This window comes from Pseudomonas sp. UFMG81, assembly GCF_015354575.1.
Classification (GTDB): Bacteria; Pseudomonadota; Gammaproteobacteria; order Pseudomonadales; family Pseudomonadaceae; genus Aquipseudomonas.
In genome coordinates, this window is the sequence record NZ_JACAFQ010000009.1 from 81,113 (window position 1) to 100,070 (window position 18,958).

General features: G+C 64.4%; 21 protein-coding genes. 14 read left to right on the forward strand and 7 right to left on the reverse strand.

Annotated elements, in window-relative coordinates; translation table 11 throughout:
* The first annotated feature begins 38 nt into the window (after positions 1-38).
* From lysS to IX761_RS09505, 6 genes are all read left to right on the forward strand, one after another.
* Positions 39-1,541 carry a lysine--tRNA ligase gene (lysS, locus tag IX761_RS09480; protein ID WP_194789335.1) on the forward strand — a complete coding sequence of 501 codons (1,503 nt, stop codon included), beginning with the start codon at positions 39-41 and terminating at the stop codon, positions 1,539-1,541.
* 208 nt (positions 1,542-1,749) lie between these two features.
* Entirely contained in the window at positions 1,750-2,454 is a 705-nt protein-coding gene (locus tag IX761_RS09485) for a TetR/AcrR family transcriptional regulator (protein ID WP_194789390.1), read from the forward strand.
* A gap of 29 nt (positions 2,455-2,483) precedes the next feature.
* Positions 2,484-3,032: a hypothetical protein gene (locus tag IX761_RS09490; protein ID WP_194789336.1), complete on the forward strand. Its 549-nt coding sequence runs from the start codon at positions 2,484-2,486 to the stop codon at positions 3,030-3,032.
* A gap of 136 nt (positions 3,033-3,168) precedes the next feature.
* On the forward strand, positions 3,169-4,446 hold the full coding sequence (locus IX761_RS09495; protein ID WP_194789337.1) for a flavohemoglobin expression-modulating QEGLA motif protein: 1,278 nt from the start codon (positions 3,169-3,171) through the stop codon (positions 4,444-4,446).
* Positions 4,418-5,341 carry an alpha/beta hydrolase gene (locus IX761_RS09500; protein ID WP_194789338.1) on the forward strand — a complete coding sequence of 308 codons (924 nt, stop codon included), beginning with the start codon at positions 4,418-4,420 and terminating at the stop codon, positions 5,339-5,341. Before IX761_RS09495 ends, IX761_RS09500 begins: the two co-directional genes overlap by 29 nt.
* The gene (locus IX761_RS09505) at positions 5,338-5,664 is read left to right on the forward strand and encodes a hypothetical protein (RefSeq protein ID WP_194789339.1); all 327 of its coding nucleotides are present in this window, start codon (positions 5,338-5,340) and stop codon (positions 5,662-5,664) included. The genes IX761_RS09500 and IX761_RS09505 overlap by 4 nt, the downstream gene beginning before the upstream one ends.
* Positions 5,665-6,002: 338 nt before the next feature.
* Here IX761_RS09505 and IX761_RS09510 read toward each other — a convergent pair whose 3' ends face one another.
* The 5 genes from IX761_RS09510 to IX761_RS09530 all read right to left on the reverse strand — a co-directional run bounded on the left by IX761_RS09510 (position 6,003) and on the right by IX761_RS09530 (position 8,556).
* The gene (locus IX761_RS09510; RefSeq protein WP_194789340.1) at positions 6,003-6,320 is read right to left on the reverse strand and encodes a type II toxin-antitoxin system RelE family toxin; all 318 of its coding nucleotides are present in this window, start codon (positions 6,318-6,320) and stop codon (positions 6,003-6,005) included.
* The gene (locus IX761_RS09515; RefSeq protein ID WP_194789341.1) at positions 6,274-6,558 is read right to left on the reverse strand and encodes a type II toxin-antitoxin system Phd/YefM family antitoxin; all 285 of its coding nucleotides are present in this window, start codon (positions 6,556-6,558) and stop codon (positions 6,274-6,276) included. Before IX761_RS09515 ends, IX761_RS09510 begins: the two co-directional genes overlap by 47 nt.
* Positions 6,559-6,699: 141 nt before the next feature.
* Positions 6,700-7,488 (reverse strand): OmpA family protein, encoded by a 789-nt coding sequence (locus IX761_RS09520; protein ID WP_194789342.1) that lies wholly within the window; start codon positions 7,486-7,488, stop codon positions 6,700-6,702.
* Between the two features lie 48 nt (positions 7,489-7,536).
* Complete coding sequence (locus IX761_RS09525; RefSeq protein ID WP_194789343.1) at positions 7,537-7,950, reverse strand: DUF4398 domain-containing protein; 414 nt, start codon at positions 7,948-7,950, stop codon at positions 7,537-7,539.
* A gap of 261 nt (positions 7,951-8,211) precedes the next feature.
* Positions 8,212-8,556: a pilin assembly protein gene (locus IX761_RS09530; RefSeq protein WP_194789344.1), complete on the reverse strand. Its 345-nt coding sequence runs from the start codon at positions 8,554-8,556 to the stop codon at positions 8,212-8,214.
* A gap of 145 nt (positions 8,557-8,701) precedes the next feature.
* On the opposite strand from IX761_RS09530, the gene ppc reads away from it, so the two are divergent.
* From ppc to IX761_RS09565, 7 genes are all read left to right on the forward strand, one after another.
* Positions 8,702-11,329 carry a phosphoenolpyruvate carboxylase gene (gene ppc, locus IX761_RS09535; RefSeq protein WP_194789345.1) on the forward strand — a complete coding sequence of 876 codons (2,628 nt, stop codon included), beginning with the start codon at positions 8,702-8,704 and terminating at the stop codon, positions 11,327-11,329.
* A gap of 258 nt (positions 11,330-11,587) precedes the next feature.
* Entirely contained in the window at positions 11,588-12,238 is a 651-nt protein-coding gene (adk, locus tag IX761_RS09540; protein ID WP_186659995.1) for an adenylate kinase, read from the forward strand.
* Positions 12,239-12,328: 90 nt separating this feature from the next.
* On the forward strand, positions 12,329-13,003 hold the full coding sequence (tsaB, locus tag IX761_RS09545; protein ID WP_194789346.1) for a tRNA (adenosine(37)-N6)-threonylcarbamoyltransferase complex dimerization subunit type 1 TsaB: 675 nt from the start codon (positions 12,329-12,331) through the stop codon (positions 13,001-13,003).
* A 133-nt stretch (positions 13,004-13,136) separates the two neighbouring features.
* Positions 13,137-13,424, forward strand: coding sequence for a hypothetical protein (locus IX761_RS09550; RefSeq protein WP_194789347.1), 288 nt, complete (start codon positions 13,137-13,139; stop codon positions 13,422-13,424).
* Positions 13,425-13,427: 3 nt separating this feature from the next.
* A complete protein-coding gene (locus IX761_RS09555) occupies positions 13,428-14,297 on the forward strand; it encodes a DUF72 domain-containing protein (RefSeq protein ID WP_194789348.1) in 870 nt (289 codons plus the stop codon).
* A gap of 30 nt (positions 14,298-14,327) precedes the next feature.
* Positions 14,328-15,158 (forward strand): isocitrate lyase/PEP mutase family protein, encoded by an 831-nt coding sequence (locus tag IX761_RS09560; RefSeq protein ID WP_194789349.1) that lies wholly within the window; start codon positions 14,328-14,330, stop codon positions 15,156-15,158.
* Positions 15,159-15,164: 6 nt separating this feature from the next.
* A complete protein-coding gene (locus IX761_RS09565) occupies positions 15,165-15,851 on the forward strand; it encodes an extensin family protein (protein WP_194789350.1) in 687 nt (228 codons plus the stop codon).
* A 2-nt stretch (positions 15,852-15,853) separates the two neighbouring features.
* On the opposite strand, the gene IX761_RS09570 is transcribed toward IX761_RS09565, so the two are convergent.
* Positions 15,854-16,474, reverse strand: coding sequence for an energy transducer TonB (locus tag IX761_RS09570; protein ID WP_194789351.1), 621 nt, complete (start codon positions 16,472-16,474; stop codon positions 15,854-15,856).
* A gap of 94 nt (positions 16,475-16,568) precedes the next feature.
* Between IX761_RS09570 and IX761_RS09575 the strand changes: the two genes are divergently transcribed.
* Positions 16,569-17,351, forward strand: a complete 783-nt coding sequence (locus tag IX761_RS09575) for a class I SAM-dependent methyltransferase (RefSeq protein WP_194789352.1) — start codon at positions 16,569-16,571, stop codon at positions 17,349-17,351.
* A 1,075-nt stretch (positions 17,352-18,426) separates the two neighbouring features.
* Here the strand turns inward: IX761_RS09575 and IX761_RS09580 are convergent.
* Entirely contained in the window at positions 18,427-18,891 is a 465-nt protein-coding gene (locus tag IX761_RS09580; protein ID WP_194789353.1) for a CopD family protein, read from the reverse strand.
* Positions 18,892-18,958: the final 67 nt, after the last annotated feature.

Here is an 18,958-nt window from a genome sequence, read left to right on the forward strand (position 1 = left end):
GACAGGGGCAACGAACACCTGATGGAAAGAATGACGACATGAGCGACCTCCAGACCGAATCGCAAGACCTGCAACAGGAAGAAAACGCCCTGATCGCCCTGCGCAAGGAAAAGCTTGCCGCAGAGCGCGCCAAGGGCAATGCCTTCCCCAACGACTTCCGTCGCGACAGCTACTGCAACGACCTGCAGAAACAGTACGCGGACAAGACCAAGGAAGAGCTGGAAGCAGCCGCGATCCCGGTCAAGGTGGCGGGCCGCATCATGCTCAACCGTGGCTCGTTCATGGTCATCCAGGACATGACCGGTCGCATCCAGGTCTACGTCAACCGTAAGACGCTGTCGGAAGAGACGCTGGCCGCGGTCAAGACCTGGGACCTGGGCGACATCATCAGCGCCGAAGGCACCCTGGCCCGTTCCGGCAAGGGCGACCTGTACGTCGAGATGACCAACGTGCGCCTGCTGACCAAGTCGCTGCGCCCGCTGCCGGACAAGCACCACGGCCTGACCGACACCGAGCAGCGCTACCGCCAGCGCTACGTCGACCTGATGGTCAACGAGGAAACCCGCCACACCTTCCGTGTGCGTTCGCAGGTGATCTCGCACATCCGCAAGTTCCTCATCGAGCGCGACTTCCTCGAAGTGGAAACGCCGATGCTGCAGACCATCCCTGGCGGCGCCGCGGCCAAGCCATTCGAAACCCACCACAACGCACTGGACATGGCCATGTTCCTGCGTATCGCCCCGGAGCTTTATCTGAAGCGCCTGGTGGTCGGTGGTTTCGAGAAGGTCTTCGAGATCAACCGCAACTTCCGTAACGAAGGCGTCTCGACCCGGCACAACCCTGAATTCACCATGCTCGAGTTCTACCAGGCCTACGCCGACTACAACGACAACATGGACCTCACCGAAGAGCTGTTCCGCGAGCTGGCGCAGCTGGTGCTGGGCAGCACCGACGTGCCGTACGGCGACAAGGTGTTCCACTTCGGCGAGCCGTTCGTGCGCCTGTCGGTGTTCGACTCGATCCTCAAGTACAACCCGGAGCTCACCGCCGCCGACCTGCAGGACGTCGACCGTGCCCGCGAGATCGCCAAGAAGGCCGGTGCCAAGGTGCTCGGCCATGAAGGTCTGGGTAAGTTGCAGGTGATGATTTTCGAAGAGCTGGTCGAGCACAAGCTGGAGCAGCCGCACTTCATCACCGAGTACCCGTTCGAAGTCTCGCCGCTGGCCCGTCGCAACGACGACAACCCGGCCGTGACCGACCGCTTCGAGCTGTTCATTGGTGGCCGCGAGATCGCCAACGCCTACTCCGAGCTCAACGACGCCGAAGACCAGGCCGAGCGCTTCCTGGCCCAGGTGGCCGAGAAAGACGCCGGTGACGACGAGGCCATGCACTACGACGCCGACTTCGTGCGCGCCCTGGAGTACGGCATGCCGCCGACCGCCGGTGAGGGCATCGGCATCGACCGCCTGGTGATGCTGCTGACCAACTCGCCGTCGATCCGCGACGTGATCCTGTTCCCGCACATGCGTCCGCAGGCCTGAGTGATCTGAACAAGCCGCCTTTCGAGGCGGCTTTTTCTTGCCTGAAGCTTTATGTTGTCTGTGTCGGCCCTATCGCTGGCAAGCCAGCTCCCACAGGTACTGCACACCTGAGCATTGTGGGGGCCCTGTGGGAGCCGGCTTGCCGGCGATAGGCCGGTACAGGCAGCAGATGACTCGAACCATGAGGTACCGCCCCGTGACACCCGCCATGCCCCACCCCGGCGCCGCCGGAATCGCCACCGCCGTTGCCGAGAGCGTGCAATACCAGGGCCGCAAGACCGCCCGCCAGGGCAGCGAGCAGCGCCGCCAGCAGATCCTCGACGCCGCCATGCGCATCGTCGTGCGCGATGGCGTGCGCGGCGTGCGCCACCGTGCCGTGGCCGCCGAGGCCGGCGTGCCGCTGTCGGCTACCACGTATTACTTCAAGGATATCCAGGACCTGCTGGCCGACACCTTCGCCCAGTACGTCGAACGCAGCGCCGCCTACATGGCCAAACTGTGGGCCAACACCGAAGTGCTGCTGCGCCAGTTGCTGGCCCAGGGCGACGGCAGCCCAGAGGCGCGGGTACGCCTGGTGAATGAAGTGGCGCGCATGACCGCCGACTACGTCACTCGCCAGTTGCACAACCGCCGCGACTTCCTCATGGCCGAGCAGGCCTTCCGCCAGGAGGCGCTGCTGTGCCCGCGCCTGGCCGAGCTGGTGCGCGCCCATGAGCAGATCCTGCTGCATGGCGCCCGGCAGATGCTCCAGGTGGTCGGTTCGCGCCAGCCCGAGCAGGACGCCCGGATGTTGACGGCGATTATCGAGCAGATGGAATATCAGGGCCTGCTCGAGGATGCGAATGCGCAGGCCGATGAGCAGATGCTCGCTATTCTTGTCCGATACCTGCAAATGGTGCTGGCATCGGCCTGAGCGGCGAACGAATTTTCAAGGAGAACCTGATGAAAGCCTGGCGTGTGGTGTTGTTGACCTGGTCATTCCTCTTGCTCGGCGGGTGTCTGGTGACCTTCCATGAGCCGCTACCCAGCAACCAGGCGGCGCCCAAGGCCCTGCTCGGCAAATGGAGCAGCAAGGACGCCTGGGGCGAGCCGCTGAAGCTCACGATCAGCCGCAGTGGCGGCGATGCCTACAAGGCGGTGGCCACCGCCAAGGGCAAGGCGCCCGAGGAATACGTGTTCACCGTGTCGCGCCATGGCAACCGCTGGTACCTGTCGGCCGGTGTGCCCAAACGGCTGGGGGGCAACTTCCTGATTGGCGGCTTCGATATCGTCGATGGCAAGGAGCTGGTGGTGTACAACCTCGATGTCGAGCAGGTGCAGCAGGCCGTGGAGAAGAAGGAACTGAACGGGCGCAGCATCGAAGTACCGGAGGAAGACGGCGAGGGCGTGCTGATCGACAGCCCAGCGGCGCGCGTATTGGCGTACCTGGATGACCCGGCCAATTCCGACCTGTTCGTAGAGGTGGCGCGCTTCCAGCGTTCCGGCAAATGACCGTATCGGCCTTTTCGCGGCTAACGCCGCTCCCGCAGGTGCAGCGTCAGGCCTGAGGGCTGTGAAATCCCTGTGGGAGCGGCTTTAGCCGCGAAGGGGCCGGTTCAGGTGTCTTGTACTAGAAAGGAGTCCCTCGGTGGACGAGTACCAGCAAACCATACGTACGTTGTCCGACCGCATCGTCGCCGCGCAAACTCCCATCCGCGTACTCGACGCGGTGAAGTGGGACGACAACATCCGCCAAGGCTTCCTCAAGGCCAAGGGCAAGGAGCCACCGGCGGTGGACCGGGCTTACTACCAAAGCCGCCCCTTGTCGTTCGACTCCAACGCGGTCAAGGCCGAGTTCCAGAGCATCGAGCGCGACATCACCCGCCAGCTTGGCCAGTTCAACCCGGTCGGGCAGATCATGCGGCGCATGTGCAAGGAGTACCGCATGGTGGTGCGCATGCTCGAAGCACGTGGCACCGAGGACTTCGGGCTGATTTCCCAAGAGCTGTATGGCGCTGCTTCCGACGCCTTCCACGCCGGTGACCCGACCCTCGCCGACCTGGGGTTGATGCTGTCGGACTACCTGAACAACATCGATGGCCGTGGCGACCTGAAGGACGAGCCGAAGAACCTCACCGCCAAGGAAGCCGTGGCGATCCTCCAGCGCCGCCTGAACAAGGTGTTCGGCGAGGCCGAGGAGACCATCCGTGTGTTCGAGTCCGACGGCATCGTCGCCGACGCCGCGGCCGGTGCCGACTACATCAAGGTGCGCGCCGACGCGATGTTCAACGCCCGCGACGTACGCGCCCTGGAAGTGCATGAAGGGCTGGTGCATGTCGGCACCACCCTCAATGGGCTGAACCAGCCGATCTGCACCTTCCTGGCCAAGGGCCCACCCTCGTCCACGGTGACCCAGGAAGGCCTGGCCATTCTGATGGAGGTGATCGCCTTCGCCTCCTACCCCAGCCGCCTGCGCAAGCTCACCAACCGCACCCGGGCCATCCACATGGTCGAGGAGGGCGCGGACTTCATGCAGGTCTACGAATTCTTCCGCGGCCAGGGCTTCGAGATGGCGCAGAGCTACAGCAATGCCAGCCGGGTGTTCCGGGGTTCGGTACCGAACGGGCTGCCATTTACCAAGGACTTGTCCTACCTCAAGGGTTTCATCATGGTTTACAACTACATTCAGTTGGCCGTGAAGAAGGGCAAGCTGGAGCAGATCCCCTTGCTGTTCTGCGGCAAGACAACGCTCGAAGACATGCGCACGCTGCGCCAGCTGGTCGAAGAGGGGCTGGTGGAGCCGCCCAAGTACCTGCCCGAGCAGTTCCGCGACCTCAACGCGCTGTCGGCGTGGATGTGCTTCTCCAACTTCCTCAACCACCTGAGCCTGGACCGCATTGAAGCCGACTACGCGAACATTCTCTGACGCTTGCCGTCACCTCGCCTTCGGCCTCGGGCTGCTGCTGTTGAGCGGTTGCAGCAGCTTGTTGTTCTACCCCGAACCCGGCCAGCCCTTCACCCCCGAGCGGGCGAAACTCGACTACCGTGATCTCACCCTCACCACCGCCGACGGCGTTCGCCTGCACGGCTGGTGGCTGCCGGCCAAGGCCGGGGTCGAGGTCAAGGGCACGGTGCTGCACCTGCATGGCAACGGCGGCAACCTGCCGGGCCATCTGGGGGGCAGCTACTGGTTGCCAGAGCAGGGTTACCAGGTGCTGATGATCGATTACCGGGGCTACGGCCTGTCCCAGGGCAAGCCGACCCTGCCCGACGTCTACCAAGATATCGCGGCGGCCATGGCCTGGCTGGAGCACGCCCCCGAAGTGCAGGGCAAGCCGCTGGTGCTGCTGGGCCAGAGCCTCGGCGGCGCGATGGCCATCCACTACCTGGCGGCGCACCCGCAGCAGCGTCAGCGTTTCAGCGCGCTGGTGTTCGATGGCGTGCCGGCCAGTTACCGGGCGGTGGGCCGCTATGCACTGAGTACTTCGTGGCTGACCTGGCCGCTGCAGGTGCCGCTGTCGTGGCTGGTGCCCGACGGCGACAGCGCGATCCGTTCCATCGAACAGCTGGCCAGCCCGCCGAAGCTGTTCTTCCACAGCATCGATGACAACCTGGTGCCGATGGACAATGGCATCCGCCTGTACCAGCACGCGCCACCGCCGCGGGTGCTGCAACTGACCCGCGGCGGCCATGTGCAGACGTTTGCCGACCCGACCTGGCGCCAGGTGATGCTGCGCTTCCTGGACGACCCTACGCACTTCAATGGCCTGCGCCGCCTGGCCGAAGTGCCCAACTACCCTGACGAGAAGAACAAGCAATGAGTGAAGAACGCAACGCCATCCCGCTGATCCTGACCGGTGTCGGCAGCATCATCGTGACGGTGGGAGCCCTCTGGTACTACGGCTACCTGCATTTCGCCAAGCCTGAGGACGCCCTGTTGCTGCAGGACTTCACCATGCTCAAGACCATCCCGGGCGAGGACTACAAGGTGTCGCTGGACCCGGCGCCGCAGACGGCGCAGTGCATCGATGGCGTGCTGGTGCTGTTCGACATGCAGCAGAAGGGGTTGACCGGGGTGCTGGTGGACAACCGCAAGCGCGCGGTGCGCTGCATGGGTGAGGAGACGCCGCAACAGGTGCAGTGAGTTTCACACCTGCTGGCCGCTGGGGACGCTCCCAGCCAATCCGAGCAATTGTCTTGTGTCGTTTCTAGTGGCCTCATCGCTGGCATGCCGGCTTCCACCTCAAGGCATGCATTTCTCCTGTAGGAGCGGCCTTGCCGGGGCGCCGGACCGGTCGGAAAGGGGTGCGCAGCGCCCCCAGGATCTCGAATACACCTCAAGATCGCCGAGGCCGCTTTGCGGTCTGTTCGCGACACAAGGCCGCTCCTACAGGGTTAGCGCTGAGCTGGACGTCGATGCGGTCGGTGTGGGAGCGGGCTTGCCCGCGAAGAGGCCGGTGCAGGCGATGAAAAATTGTCAGTTCACTGCAATCGTGATTGTGCAGTCGCGTAGACGTCGCCGTTCTCCCGCTTGCCGATAGCGATGACCAGTACAACCACGCGTTCGTCCATAACCCGATATACGAGGCGGTACCCAGCGGATTTCAATTTGATCTTGAAGCAATCCGCCATGGCGGTGAGCTTGTCCTTCTCCACCCTGGGGTGCATCAACCGCTCTTTGAGCTTCTTGGCGAACTGAAGCCGCAATTGCGGCTCGAGCTTGCGATACTCTCTTTGCGCTCGTGCGTCGAATTCAAGGTTGTAGCTTGGTGTCCCTTTCGGCCTCGGCAATGAGTTCATCGATATCCACTCTGATGGTGGGACCACCCATACGCTGGCGTACCAATTCCGCCAATTGCAGATCGTCAATCAGGTCCATCATTGCTTCGTAGCGCTCAGGCGGCACTGCATAGAAAGCAGGTTCGTTGCGATTGAGGATCACCACGGTCTCACCGTGGGCTTCGCGAATGGTGCCCATTGGATCTTTCTTCAGGTCGGTGATCGATGCTGCCAGATCGGCGAGGACAGGGTAGGTCATTGTTGTATCAATCCATTAAGGGGTGAAGGACAATGTCGCCAGTCTAGTGCTTCCAATGGTGCTTTTAAAGGTGTTCTTGACGACTGGCAAGCAAGAAAAACCCCGCCATCAAGGCGGGGTTTTCATGACAGACGGCAGGCCTTACTGCACCTGGCTCACCGCCCGCGGCATCACCGGCTGGTTGTCGTTGGAGATGGTCACCTCCACCCGGCGGTTCTGCGCGCGGCCGGAGTTGCTGCCGTTGTCGGCCACCGGGTACTCCTTGCCGTACCCTTGAGAAACGATACGTGCTGGGTCCACCCCGGCACGCACCAGCGCCATGCGCACGGCACCGGCGCGGCGCTCGGACAGGCTCTGGTTGTAGTTGGCCGAACCGACGCTGTCGGTATAGCCCTCGACGATCACCTTGCGCTCCGGGTTTTCCTGGAGGAATTGCGCCAGCTTGGTGACGTTGGGATAGGCGCTGCTCTTGAGCTCGGCCTTGTTGAAGTCGAACAGCACGTCGCCGAAGGTCACCAAGGTGCCACGGTCGGTCTGCTTGGCATTGAGGCTGTCCTGCAGCTTCTTGATCTGCGCGTCGCGAGCGTCCAGCTTGGCCTGGGCGCGCTGTGCGGCGGAGTTCTTCAGCTCGCCCTCAGCGGTGCGCAGGGCGATGGTCTGCTTGGCCACTTCGACGCGCTGGTTGGTGAGGTAGGCGAGCTGGTCGACCTTCTTGCTGTCCTCACGCTCCATGTACGCTCTATCGGCCTTGTTCAGCCAGTCCTGGGCATCCTTGGTTTCGAGGGCGGCCACCTTGCTCGCCTGCGGGTCACTTTGCAGTGCGGAGAAGTTGGTGCGGGCCGACTCCAGGTTGGCGTTCGGGTCGTGGGAGCAGGCGGCAAGGCCAACGCTCAGGGCCAGCAGGGCGGGAATCATGATGTAGTTGCGCATGGTGTTCATCCTTTGATCGTTAATGAAGGCTCAGGTGGCATGGCGGCCTTATTCGGCGCTGCGCAAGCCTTCTTCACGTACGTCCTGGACACCCTGGCGGGCATCCTGCACAGCCTTCTGGGCCTTGGCCGCCTGGGCCTTGCGCTCGGCGACACGGGCGTCCCATTCGGCTTGCTCGGCGAGCATGCGGGCCTGGTCGTACTGCTTGTCGTGCATGGCGATTTCGGCCTGCTTGAACTTGTCCTGGGCGGCCTTCATTTCCACGGCGGCGAACTCGGTACCGCCGGCACTGACCGCCGAGTTGACGGCCGACTGGCTGACGGCGTACTGCTCGGTGGGCGGCTTGCCGGCGCAGCCGGCCAACACCAGGCTGCTGCCCAAGGCCAGTGCGGCCAGCTTCAGCCCGCGAAGGTGAGTGGTGGAGGGTTTTGCGATGCGGGTCTTCATGGTGGTCAACTCCATTGGGTCACTCCTGTTAACGACGACGGCCGCAAGGGGCCGTCGCTGTTCCCTAGCCAAGGCGAGCGCTGCAACGCCCGTATTTGCAGGGTTTTGCCGTGATGGCTACTGGCTGTGACCGAGGCGTTTTTTGGATAGTTCAGAAAAATTGGTGTGCTAACGAAGTTTTTTTATGACTGATTGGTCAGTGCAAAAAGTGCGGAACTTTGCACGACGAGGGAGGTATGGCGGGCCTTGTGAGGCAAGGCCCGCAAGCAGCGAAGGTTAGTGACGTTCGTCTTTGGACGGGCTGCCGAGGGCTGCCAGATGACGGCGGGAGAGGGCCAGGAAGCGCGGGGTAGGGCCAATGTCTTCGTAGAGCGGATCACCCTCTTCGTCGGTGGCGATCACCTGCCGGCCTTTGATGTACGGGAAGCTGGCTTCCAGCTCTTCCAGGGCGGCGGCGACCAGTTCGCCCAGCAGTGCCTCGGCGCTGCGCTTGGGGTACATCTCGATCAGCGCGGCCAGGCGCGCTTCGGCTTCAAGGTCAAGGTGCAGGACATGCCCGGTGGGGCTCAGGCGTCCGGTGGCATTCTGTTCCCAGTGCTGGGCGAGTTCGCGGATTTTCATGATGACCTCTGTCAAAGCCTCGAAAGTGGCATTGCGTCGGATGACCTTCCTTCACTTTAGTTGCTTTGCCCGCACCCGGCTTGCCAGCCACCGCCCGGAATGGGCACTCTTGAGGCCATGCTGTTTCCTGGAGTGGAGAGGCCCGATGAGCGATATCGATCTGCGTTTGCGCGAGGATGTGCACCTTTTGGGAGAACTGCTTGGCGAGACCATCCGCCAGCAGCATGGCGAGGCGTTCCTGCAGAAGATCGAGGACATCCGCCACAGCGCCAAGGCCGACCGGCGTGGCGCGGGCGAGCAGTTGAGCTCGACCTTGGGCGACCTGGCCGAGGAGGACCTGCTGCCGGTGGCGCGGGCCTTCAACCAGTTCCTCAACCTGGCCAACATCGCCGAGCAATACCAGCTGATTCGCCGCCGCGACGCTGAACAGCCACCGCCCTTCGAGGCGCAGGTATTGCCCGAGCTGCTGACCCGCCTCAAGGCGGCGGGGCACAGCGACGATGCCTTGGCCCGGCAGTTGGCCAAGCTGGATATCCAGCTGGTGCTCACCGCCCACCCCACTGAAGTGGCACGTCGTACCCTGATCCAGAAGTATGACGCCATCGCCGCGCAACTGGCGGCGCAGGATCACCGTGACCTGACCCCAGGCGAGCGCCAGCAGGTGCGTGAACGCCTGCGCCGGCTGATCGCCGAGGCCTGGCACACCGAGGAGATCCGGCGCACCCGGCCAACGCCGGTGGATGAAGCCAAGTGGGGCTTCGCGGTGATCGAGCATTCACTGTGGCAGGCCATCCCCAGCCACCTGCGCAAGGTCGATGCGGCGCTGCATGCGGCCACCGGCCTGCGCCTGCCGCTGGAGGCCGCCCCTGTGCGCTTTGCCTCGTGGATGGGCGGCGATCGCGACGGCAACCCCAACGTCACCGCCACCGTGACCCGCGAAGTGCTGCTGCTGGCGCGTTGGATGGCCGCCGACCTGTTCCTGCGCGATATCGACTACCTGGCCGCCGAGCTGTCCATGCAGCAGGCCAGCGCCGCCCTGCGGGACAAGGTCGGTGACAGCGCCGAACCCTACCGCGCCTTGCTCAAGCAACTGCGCGACCGCCTGCGCGCCACCCGCGCCTGGGCCCATGCTTCTTTGACCACCACCCAGCCGGTCAGCGCTGCAGTATTGCTCGACAACAGCGACCTGATCGCGCCGCTGGAGCTGTGCTTCCAGTCGCTGCATGAATGCGGCATGGGCGTGATCGCCGACGGCCCACTGCTCGACTGCCTGCGCCGGGCAGTGACCTTCGGCCTGTTCCTGGTGCGCCTGGATGTGCGCCAGGACGCTGCCCGTCATCGCGACGCACTGAGCGAGATCACCGATTACCTGGGTCTGGGGCGCTATGCCGACTGGGATGAGGAGCGGCGCATCGACTTCCTCCAGGCCGAACTGAAGAACCGCAGGCCGTTGCTGCCTGGGCATTTCAAGCCTCAGGCCGAGACCGCCGAAGTGCTGGCCACCTGCCGGGAAATCGCCGCCGCACCGGCGGCTTCGCTGGGCTCTTATGTGATCTCGATGGCGGGCGCCGCATCCGACGTGCTGGCGGTGCAGTTGCTGCTCAAAGAAGCTGGGCTGACCCGGCCGATGCGCGTGGTGCCGCTGTTCGAAACCCTCGCCGACCTGGACAACGCGGGGCCGGTGATGGAGCGCCTGCTTGGTTTGCCGGGTTATCGCGCCGGGTTGCATGGGCCGCAGGAAGTGATGATCGGTTACTCCGACTCGGCCAAGGACGCCGGCACCACGGCGGCGGCCTGGGCGCAGTACCGGGCCCAGGAAAACCTGGTGCGTATCTGCCGCGAGCATCAGGTCGAACTGCTGCTGTTCCATGGCCGTGGCGGTACGGTCGGCCGCGGTGGCGGCCCGGCCCACGCGGCGATCCTGTCGCAGCCGCCAGGCTCCGTGGGCGGGCGATTCCGCACTACCGAGCAGGGTGAGATGATCCGCTTCAAGTTCGGTTTGCCGGGGATTGCCGAGCAGAATCTCAACCTGTACCTGGCCGCCGTGCTCGAGGCGACCCTGTTGCCACCACCGCCGCCAGAGCCTGCCTGGCGCGCAGTGATGGACCAGCTGGCCGCCGATGGGGTCAAGGCCTACCGCGGTGTGGTGCGGGATAACGCCGATTTCGTCGAGTACTTCCGCCAGTCCACCCCGGAGCAAGAGCTTGGCCGCCTGCCCCTGGGCAGCCGCCCGGCCAAGCGGCGAGCCGGCGGCATCGAGAGCCTGCGGGCGATCCCGTGGATCTTCGGCTGGACCCAGACCCGCCTGATGCTTCCGGCCTGGCTGGGCTGGGAGACAGCGCTGAACAACGCCCTGGCCCGAGGGCAGGGCGAGTTGCTGGCGCAGATGCGCGCGCAGTGGCCGTTCTTCCGTACCCGCATCGACATGCTGGAGATGGTGCTGGCCAAGGCCGACGCGCAAATCGCCGAGGCCTACGACCAACGTCTGGTGCAACCGCCGCTGCTGCCATTGGGTGCGCACCTGCGCGACCTATTGTCGCAGTCGTGCCAGGTGGTGCTGGGCCTGACCGGGCAGTCGGTGCTACTCGCGCACAGCCCCGAAACGCTGGAATTCATCCGCTTGCGCAACACCTACCTGGACCCGTTGCACCGCCTGCAGGCCGAGCTGCTGGCCCGTTCGCGCAGCCGCGAAGCCGCTCTGGACAGCCCGTTGGAGCAGGCCCTGCTGGTCACGGTGGCGGGTATTGCGGCGGGCCTGCGCAATACCGGTTGAGGTTGTCGGCTTGCGTTCCCGGCCGGTGAGCCATCCATCGCCGACCGGGAACACCAGGGTTGGTTGCGCCGGGCGCAACCGAGGGCTTTGCAGGCTGCGCCGGACGCTTTGCCGCCCCTTGGGGATGCTTGTCGGGGGGGCGGGCGCTGTGTATCTTGAGCAGCCTTTTGACCGATTTTGCGGTCTCGTCCGATTTTCCGGAGTTGGCCTTGTGCGCCGAATCCGTTGATTTGCATAGAAAAATATGAGGAGCACAAGATGCGCGTAATTCTGCTGGGAGCTCCCGGGGCCGGTAAAGGTACTCAGGCAAAGTTCATCACCGAGAAGTTCGGTATTCCACAGATCTCCACCGGTGACATGCTGCGTGCCGCCGTCAAGGCCGGCACCCCGCTGGGCCTGGAACTCAAGAAAGTCATGGATGCCGGCCAGCTGGTCTCCGACGAGCTGATCATCAGCCTGGTCAAGGAGCGCATCGCTCAGCCGGACTGCGCCAACGGCTGCCTGTTCGACGGTTTCCCACGCACCATCCCGCAGGCTGAAGCCATGGTCGCCGCTGGTGTCGATATCGACGCCGTGGTCGAGATCGCCGTGGACGACGAAGAGATCGTTGGCCGCATGGCCGGCCGCCGCGTGCACCTGGCTTCGGGCCGCACCTACCACATCCAGTACAACCCACCGAAAGTGGAAGGCAAGGATGATGTCACTGGTGAAGAGCTGATCCAGCGCGACGACGACAAGGAAGAGACCGTGCGTCATCGCCTGTCGGTCTACCACAGCCAGACCAAGCCGCTGGTGGACTTCTACCAGAAGCTGTCGGCCGCCAACGCCGGCAAGCCGAAGTACAGCCACATCGAAGGCGTCGGCTCGGTCGAGTCGATCACCGCCAAGGTGCTGGCAGCCCTGAGCTGATCCGCCACCGTGCGTCACGACGGCCCGCTTGCGGGCCGTTGTCGTTTATACTGCCGCTCTTTTTCCCTTCAAGCCTGGATACCGCGTTCGATGACCACCTTGCTGGCCCTGGATACCGCCACCGAAGCCTGTTCCGTCGCCCTGCTGCATGACGGCAAGGTGACCAGCCACTACGAGGTGATCCCACGCATGCATGCGCAAAAGCTGCTGCCGATGATCAAGCAGTTGCTGGCGGATGCTGGCGTGGCGCTGAGTGCGGTGGATGCCATCGCTTTCGGTCGTGGCCCGGGCGCTTTCACCGGCGTGCGTATCGCCATCGGTGTGGTCCAGGGCCTGGCGTTCGCCCTCGAGCGCCCGGTGCTGCCGGTCTCGAACCTTGCCGCCCTGGCCCAGGGCGCACTGCGTGAGCGCGGTGTGCAGCAGGTGGCCGCGGCCATCGATGCGCGCATGGACGAGGTGTACTGGGGCTGCTACCGGGCGGAGCAGGGCGAGATGCGTCTGGTCGGCCAGGAAGCCGTGATTGCGCCAGAGCGCGTGAGCCTGCCAGAAGGCCTGGGCAGCGACTGGTTCGGTGCCGGTACTGGCTGGGGCCTGGCCGAGCGCCTGGCGGTGCAGGCCACGGCCAGCGATGCCAGCGCGCTGCCCAACGCCCTGGATATCCTCACCCTGGCGACCTTCGCCTGGGCGCGTGGCGAGGCGGTGGCCGCCGAGCAGGCGCAACCGGTGTATCTGCGCGATAATGTTGCTACGCCCAAGGCGCGCTGAGGGGCATTTCGTCGGCTATCGCCGTTCGAGATAAAACCTTTTGCGCGAACTGTGGTCCAGTTATCAGTTCGGGCATTAGCGATGGATCTCTGATGCTGCTAAATTGCCATCATTGATCCTGAGTGCCCACTCCATGCGTATCGACGGCTTCTCCTCACAGAGCTACCCCATCAAGCGCCCGCCGCGCAAAGCGCCGGTGCGTGACGAGAGCATCGACGACGCCGAGATCATCGAAGAGCCGGAAGTCCAGGCCAGCCGCACCAGCCGCCGTGGCGGCAACCTGCCGGCCCGCCAGCAGGACCTGATCTTCCCTCGCGCCCGCGACCGGCGCACCGCCACGGCACTGGCCAGCTACCTCGCCACTGCTGGCTTCACCAGTGACTGGGAGATGGAAGTGCTGGGGCTGGACCTGTACATTTGACGGATGATTCCGTCCCCCCTCCCGTACTTTCTTGGCTGCCCCTCCTGGAGCGAAAACGCCTGGCGTGAGTACCTCTATCCCGCCGATGCACGCCCCACCGAAATGCTTGGCCTGTACAGCCAGGTGTTCAACGCCGTCGAAGGCAATACCACCTTCTATGCCCGTCCCGCACCTGCGACCGTGGAGCGCTGGGCGCAAGTCATGCCGCCTGGCTTTCGCTTCACCGCCAAGTTCCCCGGCGATGTCAGCCATGGTGGGGACCTGCGCGGTCAGCTCGATTCGGCGCTCGACTTCACCCGCCTGATGGCGCCTCTGGGGGCGCGGGTCGCGCCTTACTGGCTGCAACTGCCGGCGCAATTCGGCCCCGCGCGGCTGGGGGAATTGGCGCACTTTCTCGACGAGATTGGCGTGCCGGTGGCGGTGGAGGTGCGCAACGAGGCGTTCTTCGCCCGTGGCGCGCAGGAACGCCAGCTCAACCGTCTGTTGCATGAGCGCGAAGTCGAGCGCATCTGCCTCGACCCGCGCGCGTTGTTCAGTTGCACCTCGCGCGATCCCGGCGTGCTCCACGCCCAGTCCAAGAAGCCCAAGGTGCCGCCTCGTCCCTGCGCGTTCAGCCAGCACCCGCAGGTGCGCTTCATCGGCCATCCCGAGCTTGCGGCCAACGAACCTTTTCTCGACCCCTGGGTCGACAAGGTGGCGGCCTGGATCGAGGAGGGGCGCAGCCCCTATGTGTTCCTGCACACCGCCGACAACCGCCTGGCGGCGGCGCTGGCCCAGCGTTTCCACCAGCGCCTGATGGCCCGCTTGCCTGGGTTGCCCGCGTTACCGGAATTGCCGCGCGCCCCCGAGGTCGAACAACTGGGGCTACTCTGACGACACCTTTCACCTGCCGGAGGTTGAACCATGGATGTGCAAACCCTGCGAGCCGAAGCCTTCAAGGCGCTGCATGAGCGCGATGGGGCCTTCGTCATTCCCAACCCCTGGGATGCAGGTTCCGCCAGGATGCTGGCCAGCCTGGGCTTCGAGGCACTGGCGACCACCAGTGCGGGGCTGGCATTCAGCCTGGGGCGGCCCGACGCCGAAGGCGCGCTGACGCTCGACGAGACCCTGGATAACGCCAGGTCGATCGTCGATGCAACGGCATTGCCGGTGGCAGCAGACCTGGAGAATGGCTTCGGCGATCTGCCGGAGGACTGCGCGCGAACGATCCTGCAGGCCGCCGAGGCTGGCCTGGTGGGCGGTTCGATCGAGGATGCCAGCGGTCGCAGCGATGCGCCGATCTACGACTTCGAGCTGTCGGTGGCCCGTGTGCACGCTGCTGTGGAGGCTGCTCGGGGCCTGGCCTTTCCCTTCATGCTCTGCGCCCGCGCTGAAAACCTGCTGCATGGGCGCATGGACCTGGACGACACCATCAAGCGCCTGCAAGCCTACGCCGAGGCGGGCGCCGATGTGTTGTACGCGCCGGGGCTGCGCAGCGTGGACGAGATCCGCGCGGTGGTGCAGGCGGTGGCGCCAAAGCCGGTGAACGTGTTGATGGGCATGCCGGGGGTGCCGCTGAGCGTGAACCAGCTTCAGGACCTTGGTGTACGACGGATCAGCGTCGGCTCGTCGCTGGCCCGCGCCGCCTTGGGAGCCTTCCAGCGCGCAGCCCTGGAAATTCGCGAGCAGGGCACCTTCAGCTACGGCGAGCAGGCCTTGCCATTCGCCGAACTCAACGACCTGTTCCGCCGCTGAGCCACTATGCGCCTGGCATTGCTACTAGTCGGCCTGTCGCTGGTAGCGGGGCTGGCCTGGCAGCTGGGCTGGCGCCTGCCGCAAGCCTGGAACCCCTGGGCGGCGCTGGATGTGCGCCAGCCGCCGAACCTGCTGACCCCCTACAAGCTGGCGCGTTTGCGCGACGATCCCGAACTGTGCCGCGAAGTGCTGGGCACCTCGGCCCTGCGGCTTAAGCCACAGGCAGACAGCGCAGCGGGCACCGATTGCCCGCTGCGCAATGTATGGCGTATCGAAGGAGGCCAGGCGCGGCTGAGCAGCAGCTTCCTCGCCAGTTGCCCGCTGGCGGTGGCCTATGCACTGTTCGAACGACACGGCCTGCAACCTGCGGCGCAACGGGTGTTCGGCCAGCCGGTGGCGCAGGTCGATCACCTGGGCAGCTATGCCTGCCGCAATATCTACAACCGCCAGCAAGGACGGCTCAGCCAGCACGCCACGGCGGATGCCTTGGATATCAGCGGTTTTCGCCTGCAGGATGGGCAGCGCATCGCGCTGGCGCGGGACTGGCAGGGGGCGGGGCGCAAGGCCGAGTTTCTACGTCTGGTACGCGATGCGGCCTGCGACAGTTTCAGCACGGTACTGGGGCCGGATTACAACACCGCACACCGTGATCACTTTCACCTGGAAACAGGGCTGTGGCAGGTGTGTCGCTGAAATCAGGCGTGCACGCGCACGTTGTTCAGCACCACCGGGCGTGCCCAGTGGGTGTCGAACTCCAGGTCGTTCTGCTGCTTGGCCAGGGTGGCCTCGTCGAAAGGCTCGGGTGCCGGGTCGAGCAGGTTCTTTTCGAGTTCGGCAATGGGCAGGAACAGTGGGCGAGGGGAGGGGCCTGGGCCGGGTTCGGCGAGCGGATGACCCTGGCTCATGACCACCGGGCGCAGCCAGCTGCTGTTGAGGTCGAGCTGGCGCTGCTGCTCGATCAGTTCAGCCGCGCTGAAAGGTTCTGGCGCGGGCTCCAGCAGGTTGGCCTCAAGCTCCGCCTTGGGCAGGAACAGCGGCTCGGGTGGAGCGACCTCGGTATCCTGGACCGGCAGGGCGCGTTGCGCATCGATCAGGGCCAGCGCCCTGGCGCCGCCGATGGGTTCGCCGCTGTCCTTGTCGTACTGCGCCAAGGCCTGGCTGACGCTGTCGGTTTCCCCTTCCTGCTGCTCGGCCATGGCGCGGGCGAAGAAATCCTGCCACAGGTGGCTGACGCCACCCAGTGCCTGGGTATTCTGCCGACCGTAGTTGCCGACGGGCGACAGGTAGGTCAAGCCGATGGGAAGAGTATCTGACATGGCAGTCGCGCGCGTTGTGCTCTGGCAGAATAGCGAATACTGCGTGTATCGGCCGTGGCCGGGGTTTCATTAATTTATTTCGAGTGCGGGACCGATGGTAGAGCAAGAGCTGGGCACAGGTATCAGGGTCGAGGCGCTGGCCCCAGAATTCCAGGCACAGGCGGTGGCCTGGGCTGAGCGACTTGGGTTGCCGTTGCTGGACGAGGCGGCCGGATTTGCCGTGCAGGTGGGGGGCGATGGCCTGCAGATCCAGCAGCTGGGCCCACAGGCACCGGGCCCCGTGCGGGTGGATTTCGTCGAGGGGCAGGCAGCGCATCGGCGGTTGTTCGGTGGTGGCAACGGGCAGATGATCGCCAAGGCCGTGGGCATCGCCCAGGGCGTGCGACCGCAGGTGCTCGATGCCACGGCGGGGCTGGGCAAGGATGCGTTCGTGCTGGCCAGCCTGGGGTGCCAGATGACCTTGATCGAGCGCCAGCCGTTGATCGCGGCGCTGCTCGAGGATGGGTTGGCGCGGGCGCGCGGGGACCTTGAGGTGGGGGCCATTGTCGAGCGCATGCGCCTGCTGACGGGCAACGCTATCGACCGGATGCGGGGTTGGGAGGGGGAGGCGCCGCAGGTCATCTACCTTGACCCGATGTTCCCGCATCGGGACAAGAGTGCGCTGGTGAAGAAGGAGATGCGGGTGTTCAGGCCGTTGGTGGGGGATGACCTGGATGCGCCGGCGTTGCTCGAGGCGGCGTTGGCGCTGGCTTCGCACCGGGTGGTGGTCAAGCGGCCGCGCAAGGCGCCCATTATCGATGGGCCGAAGCCGAGTCATAGCCTTGAGGGGAAATCGAGTCGGTACGATATTTATCCCAAGAAGGCGTTGAAGGGGTGATTGGGTGTTGTGCCGGATGTTGTGATGTTGTGTTGATTTGTTGATTTGTTGATTTGTTGATTTGTTGATTTGTTGATTTGTTGATTTGTTGATTTGTTGATATTGTGGATGTTGGCTTTGGAAGATGTAGGTATATCCATTTTCTTGGGTGACGCTTATTCACCTTTCCGCCCTTACGGCGGCTTACTTTGGTCTTGGCCAAAGTAAGCAAAGCCGCTCGCTCCCATCATACGGCCCCTGCGCTGCGCTCCGGGGTCCCTTCGCTCCGGCGTCCTCCGGGCCCGCGCGGCCTCCGACTTGCTGCGCAAGTCTACATCTCGCGCCTTCGGCTAATGCCGAAGGGTGCTGCGCACCAGGGCCCTCCAGACGCCTGCGCTCAGCCTCCTGAAGTCGCGAAGTTAGGGGTGGCGCCTGTGCTGGCGTAAGCTGTCGCTAGTTGGATTAGTTGGGAACTCTGGATTGAAATCGCTGGCAAGCCAGCTCCCACAGGTAATTAACGCGCTTTCAAACTTGCGCTGTACCTGTGGGAGCCGGCTTGCCGGCGATAGGGCCCGAACAAACATTAAACAAGTTACAGCCAAACTTAGATGTCCGTATTACTGCTCTTGCTCTTGCTCTTGCTCTTGCTCTTGCTCTTGCTCTTGCTCTTGCTTCTAAGCGCGCAATAGTCCAGGCAACACAAATTGCGACTTCAGGAGGCCGAGTGGAGGTGACTGGAGGGCCCTGGTGCGCAGCACCCTTCGGCGTTAGCCGAAGGCGCGAGATGTAGACTTGCGCAGCAAGTCGGAGGCCGCGCGGGCCCGGAAGGCGCCGGAGCGAGGGGACCCCGGAGCGCAGCGCAGGGGCCGTATGATGGGAGCGGGCGGCTTTGGTTACTTTGGCCAAGACCAAAGTAACCCGCCGTAAGGGCGGAAAGGTGACTAAATGTCGCCATCGCCGCCGAATACGCATATATCTATCAAAACCAACACTATGAAAGCCGCAGCCGCAGCCGCAGCCGCAGCCGCAGCCGCAGCCGCAGCCGCAGCCGCAGCCGCAGCCGCAGCCGCAGCCGCAGCCGAAGCCGAAGCCGAAATCAGATCAAAATCCGCGAGCTCGCCACCGCCACCACCGCCAGCCCAATCGCCAGATTGACCCCCACCATCCGCCGAATGCGCCCGAGCACCCCAGCCCCCGCCGCCCAATCCTCAGCCTGCACCGCCGCACGCAACTCAGGCAGCAGCAACGCCTGGATCCGCATGAACAACGCGAACATCACGATCCCGCCGCCGATCATCACCTGCACATAGCGAGGCGCCGTCTCGAACCCGGCAAAGCGCAGGTGGATCATCCCCATCCCGCTGACAGCCAACACCGCCACCGCCAGCCAGACCCATCTGAAGAACCGCTGGAAAACCTCCACCCACAGCCGCAGCCGCGCCGGCCCTTCGAGGGCGGCAACCGTGGCCGGGCGCAGTACCAGCCAGGCGAAGAACATGCCGCCTACCCAGACCAGGGCGGCAAGTACATGCAGGGTGTAGGGCAGGGCAAAGGCGAGCATCCGGATCTCCATGCGGCACAAAGGGCAATAGCGGGGTATGATAGCCGGCCCATGCGAAACACTGAAA

Excerpts from the sequence above, each read along its gene's own strand:
- IX761_RS09485 (WP_194789390.1), top strand. The coding sequence starts at position 1,750 with ATGCCCCACCCCGGCGCCGCCGGAATCGCCACCGCCGTTGCCGAGAGC.
- ppc (WP_194789345.1), top strand. The coding sequence starts at position 8,702 with ATGAGCGATATCGATCTGCGTTTGCGCGAGGATGTGCACCTTTTGGGA.
- IX761_RS09530 (WP_194789344.1), bottom strand. The coding sequence starts at position 8,556 with ATGAAAATCCGCGAACTCGCCCAGCACTGGGAACAGAATGCCACCGGA.
- IX761_RS09525 (WP_194789343.1), bottom strand. The coding sequence starts at position 7,950 with ATGGAGTTGACCACCATGAAGACCCGCATCGCAAAACCCTCCACCACT.
- IX761_RS09505 (WP_194789339.1), top strand. The coding sequence starts at position 5,338 with ATGAGTGAAGAACGCAACGCCATCCCGCTGATCCTGACCGGTGTCGGC.
- IX761_RS09555 (WP_194789348.1), top strand. The coding sequence starts at position 13,428 with ATGATTCCGTCCCCCCTCCCGTACTTTCTTGGCTGCCCCTCCTGGAGC.
- IX761_RS09565 (WP_194789350.1), top strand. The coding sequence starts at position 15,165 with ATGCGCCTGGCATTGCTACTAGTCGGCCTGTCGCTGGTAGCGGGGCTG.
- IX761_RS09490 (WP_194789336.1), top strand. The coding sequence starts at position 2,484 with ATGAAAGCCTGGCGTGTGGTGTTGTTGACCTGGTCATTCCTCTTGCTC.
- lysS (WP_194789335.1), top strand. The coding sequence starts at position 39 with ATGAGCGACCTCCAGACCGAATCGCAAGACCTGCAACAGGAAGAAAAC.
- IX761_RS09520 (WP_194789342.1), bottom strand. The coding sequence starts at position 7,488 with ATGCGCAACTACATCATGATTCCCGCCCTGCTGGCCCTGAGCGTTGGC.
- IX761_RS09510 (WP_194789340.1), bottom strand. The coding sequence starts at position 6,320 with ATGAACTCATTGCCGAGGCCGAAAGGGACACCAAGCTACAACCTTGAA.
- tsaB (WP_194789346.1), top strand. The coding sequence starts at position 12,329 with ATGACCACCTTGCTGGCCCTGGATACCGCCACCGAAGCCTGTTCCGTC.
- IX761_RS09560 (WP_194789349.1), top strand. The coding sequence starts at position 14,328 with ATGGATGTGCAAACCCTGCGAGCCGAAGCCTTCAAGGCGCTGCATGAG.
- IX761_RS09580 (WP_194789353.1), bottom strand. The coding sequence starts at position 18,891 with ATGCTCGCCTTTGCCCTGCCCTACACCCTGCATGTACTTGCCGCCCTG.
- adk (WP_186659995.1), top strand. The coding sequence starts at position 11,588 with ATGCGCGTAATTCTGCTGGGAGCTCCCGGGGCCGGTAAAGGTACTCAG.
- IX761_RS09550 (WP_194789347.1), top strand. The coding sequence starts at position 13,137 with ATGCGTATCGACGGCTTCTCCTCACAGAGCTACCCCATCAAGCGCCCG.
- IX761_RS09570 (WP_194789351.1), bottom strand. The coding sequence starts at position 16,474 with ATGTCAGATACTCTTCCCATCGGCTTGACCTACCTGTCGCCCGTCGGC.
- IX761_RS09515 (WP_194789341.1), bottom strand. The coding sequence starts at position 6,558 with ATGACCTACCCTGTCCTCGCCGATCTGGCAGCATCGATCACCGACCTG.
- IX761_RS09575 (WP_194789352.1), top strand. The coding sequence starts at position 16,569 with ATGGTAGAGCAAGAGCTGGGCACAGGTATCAGGGTCGAGGCGCTGGCC.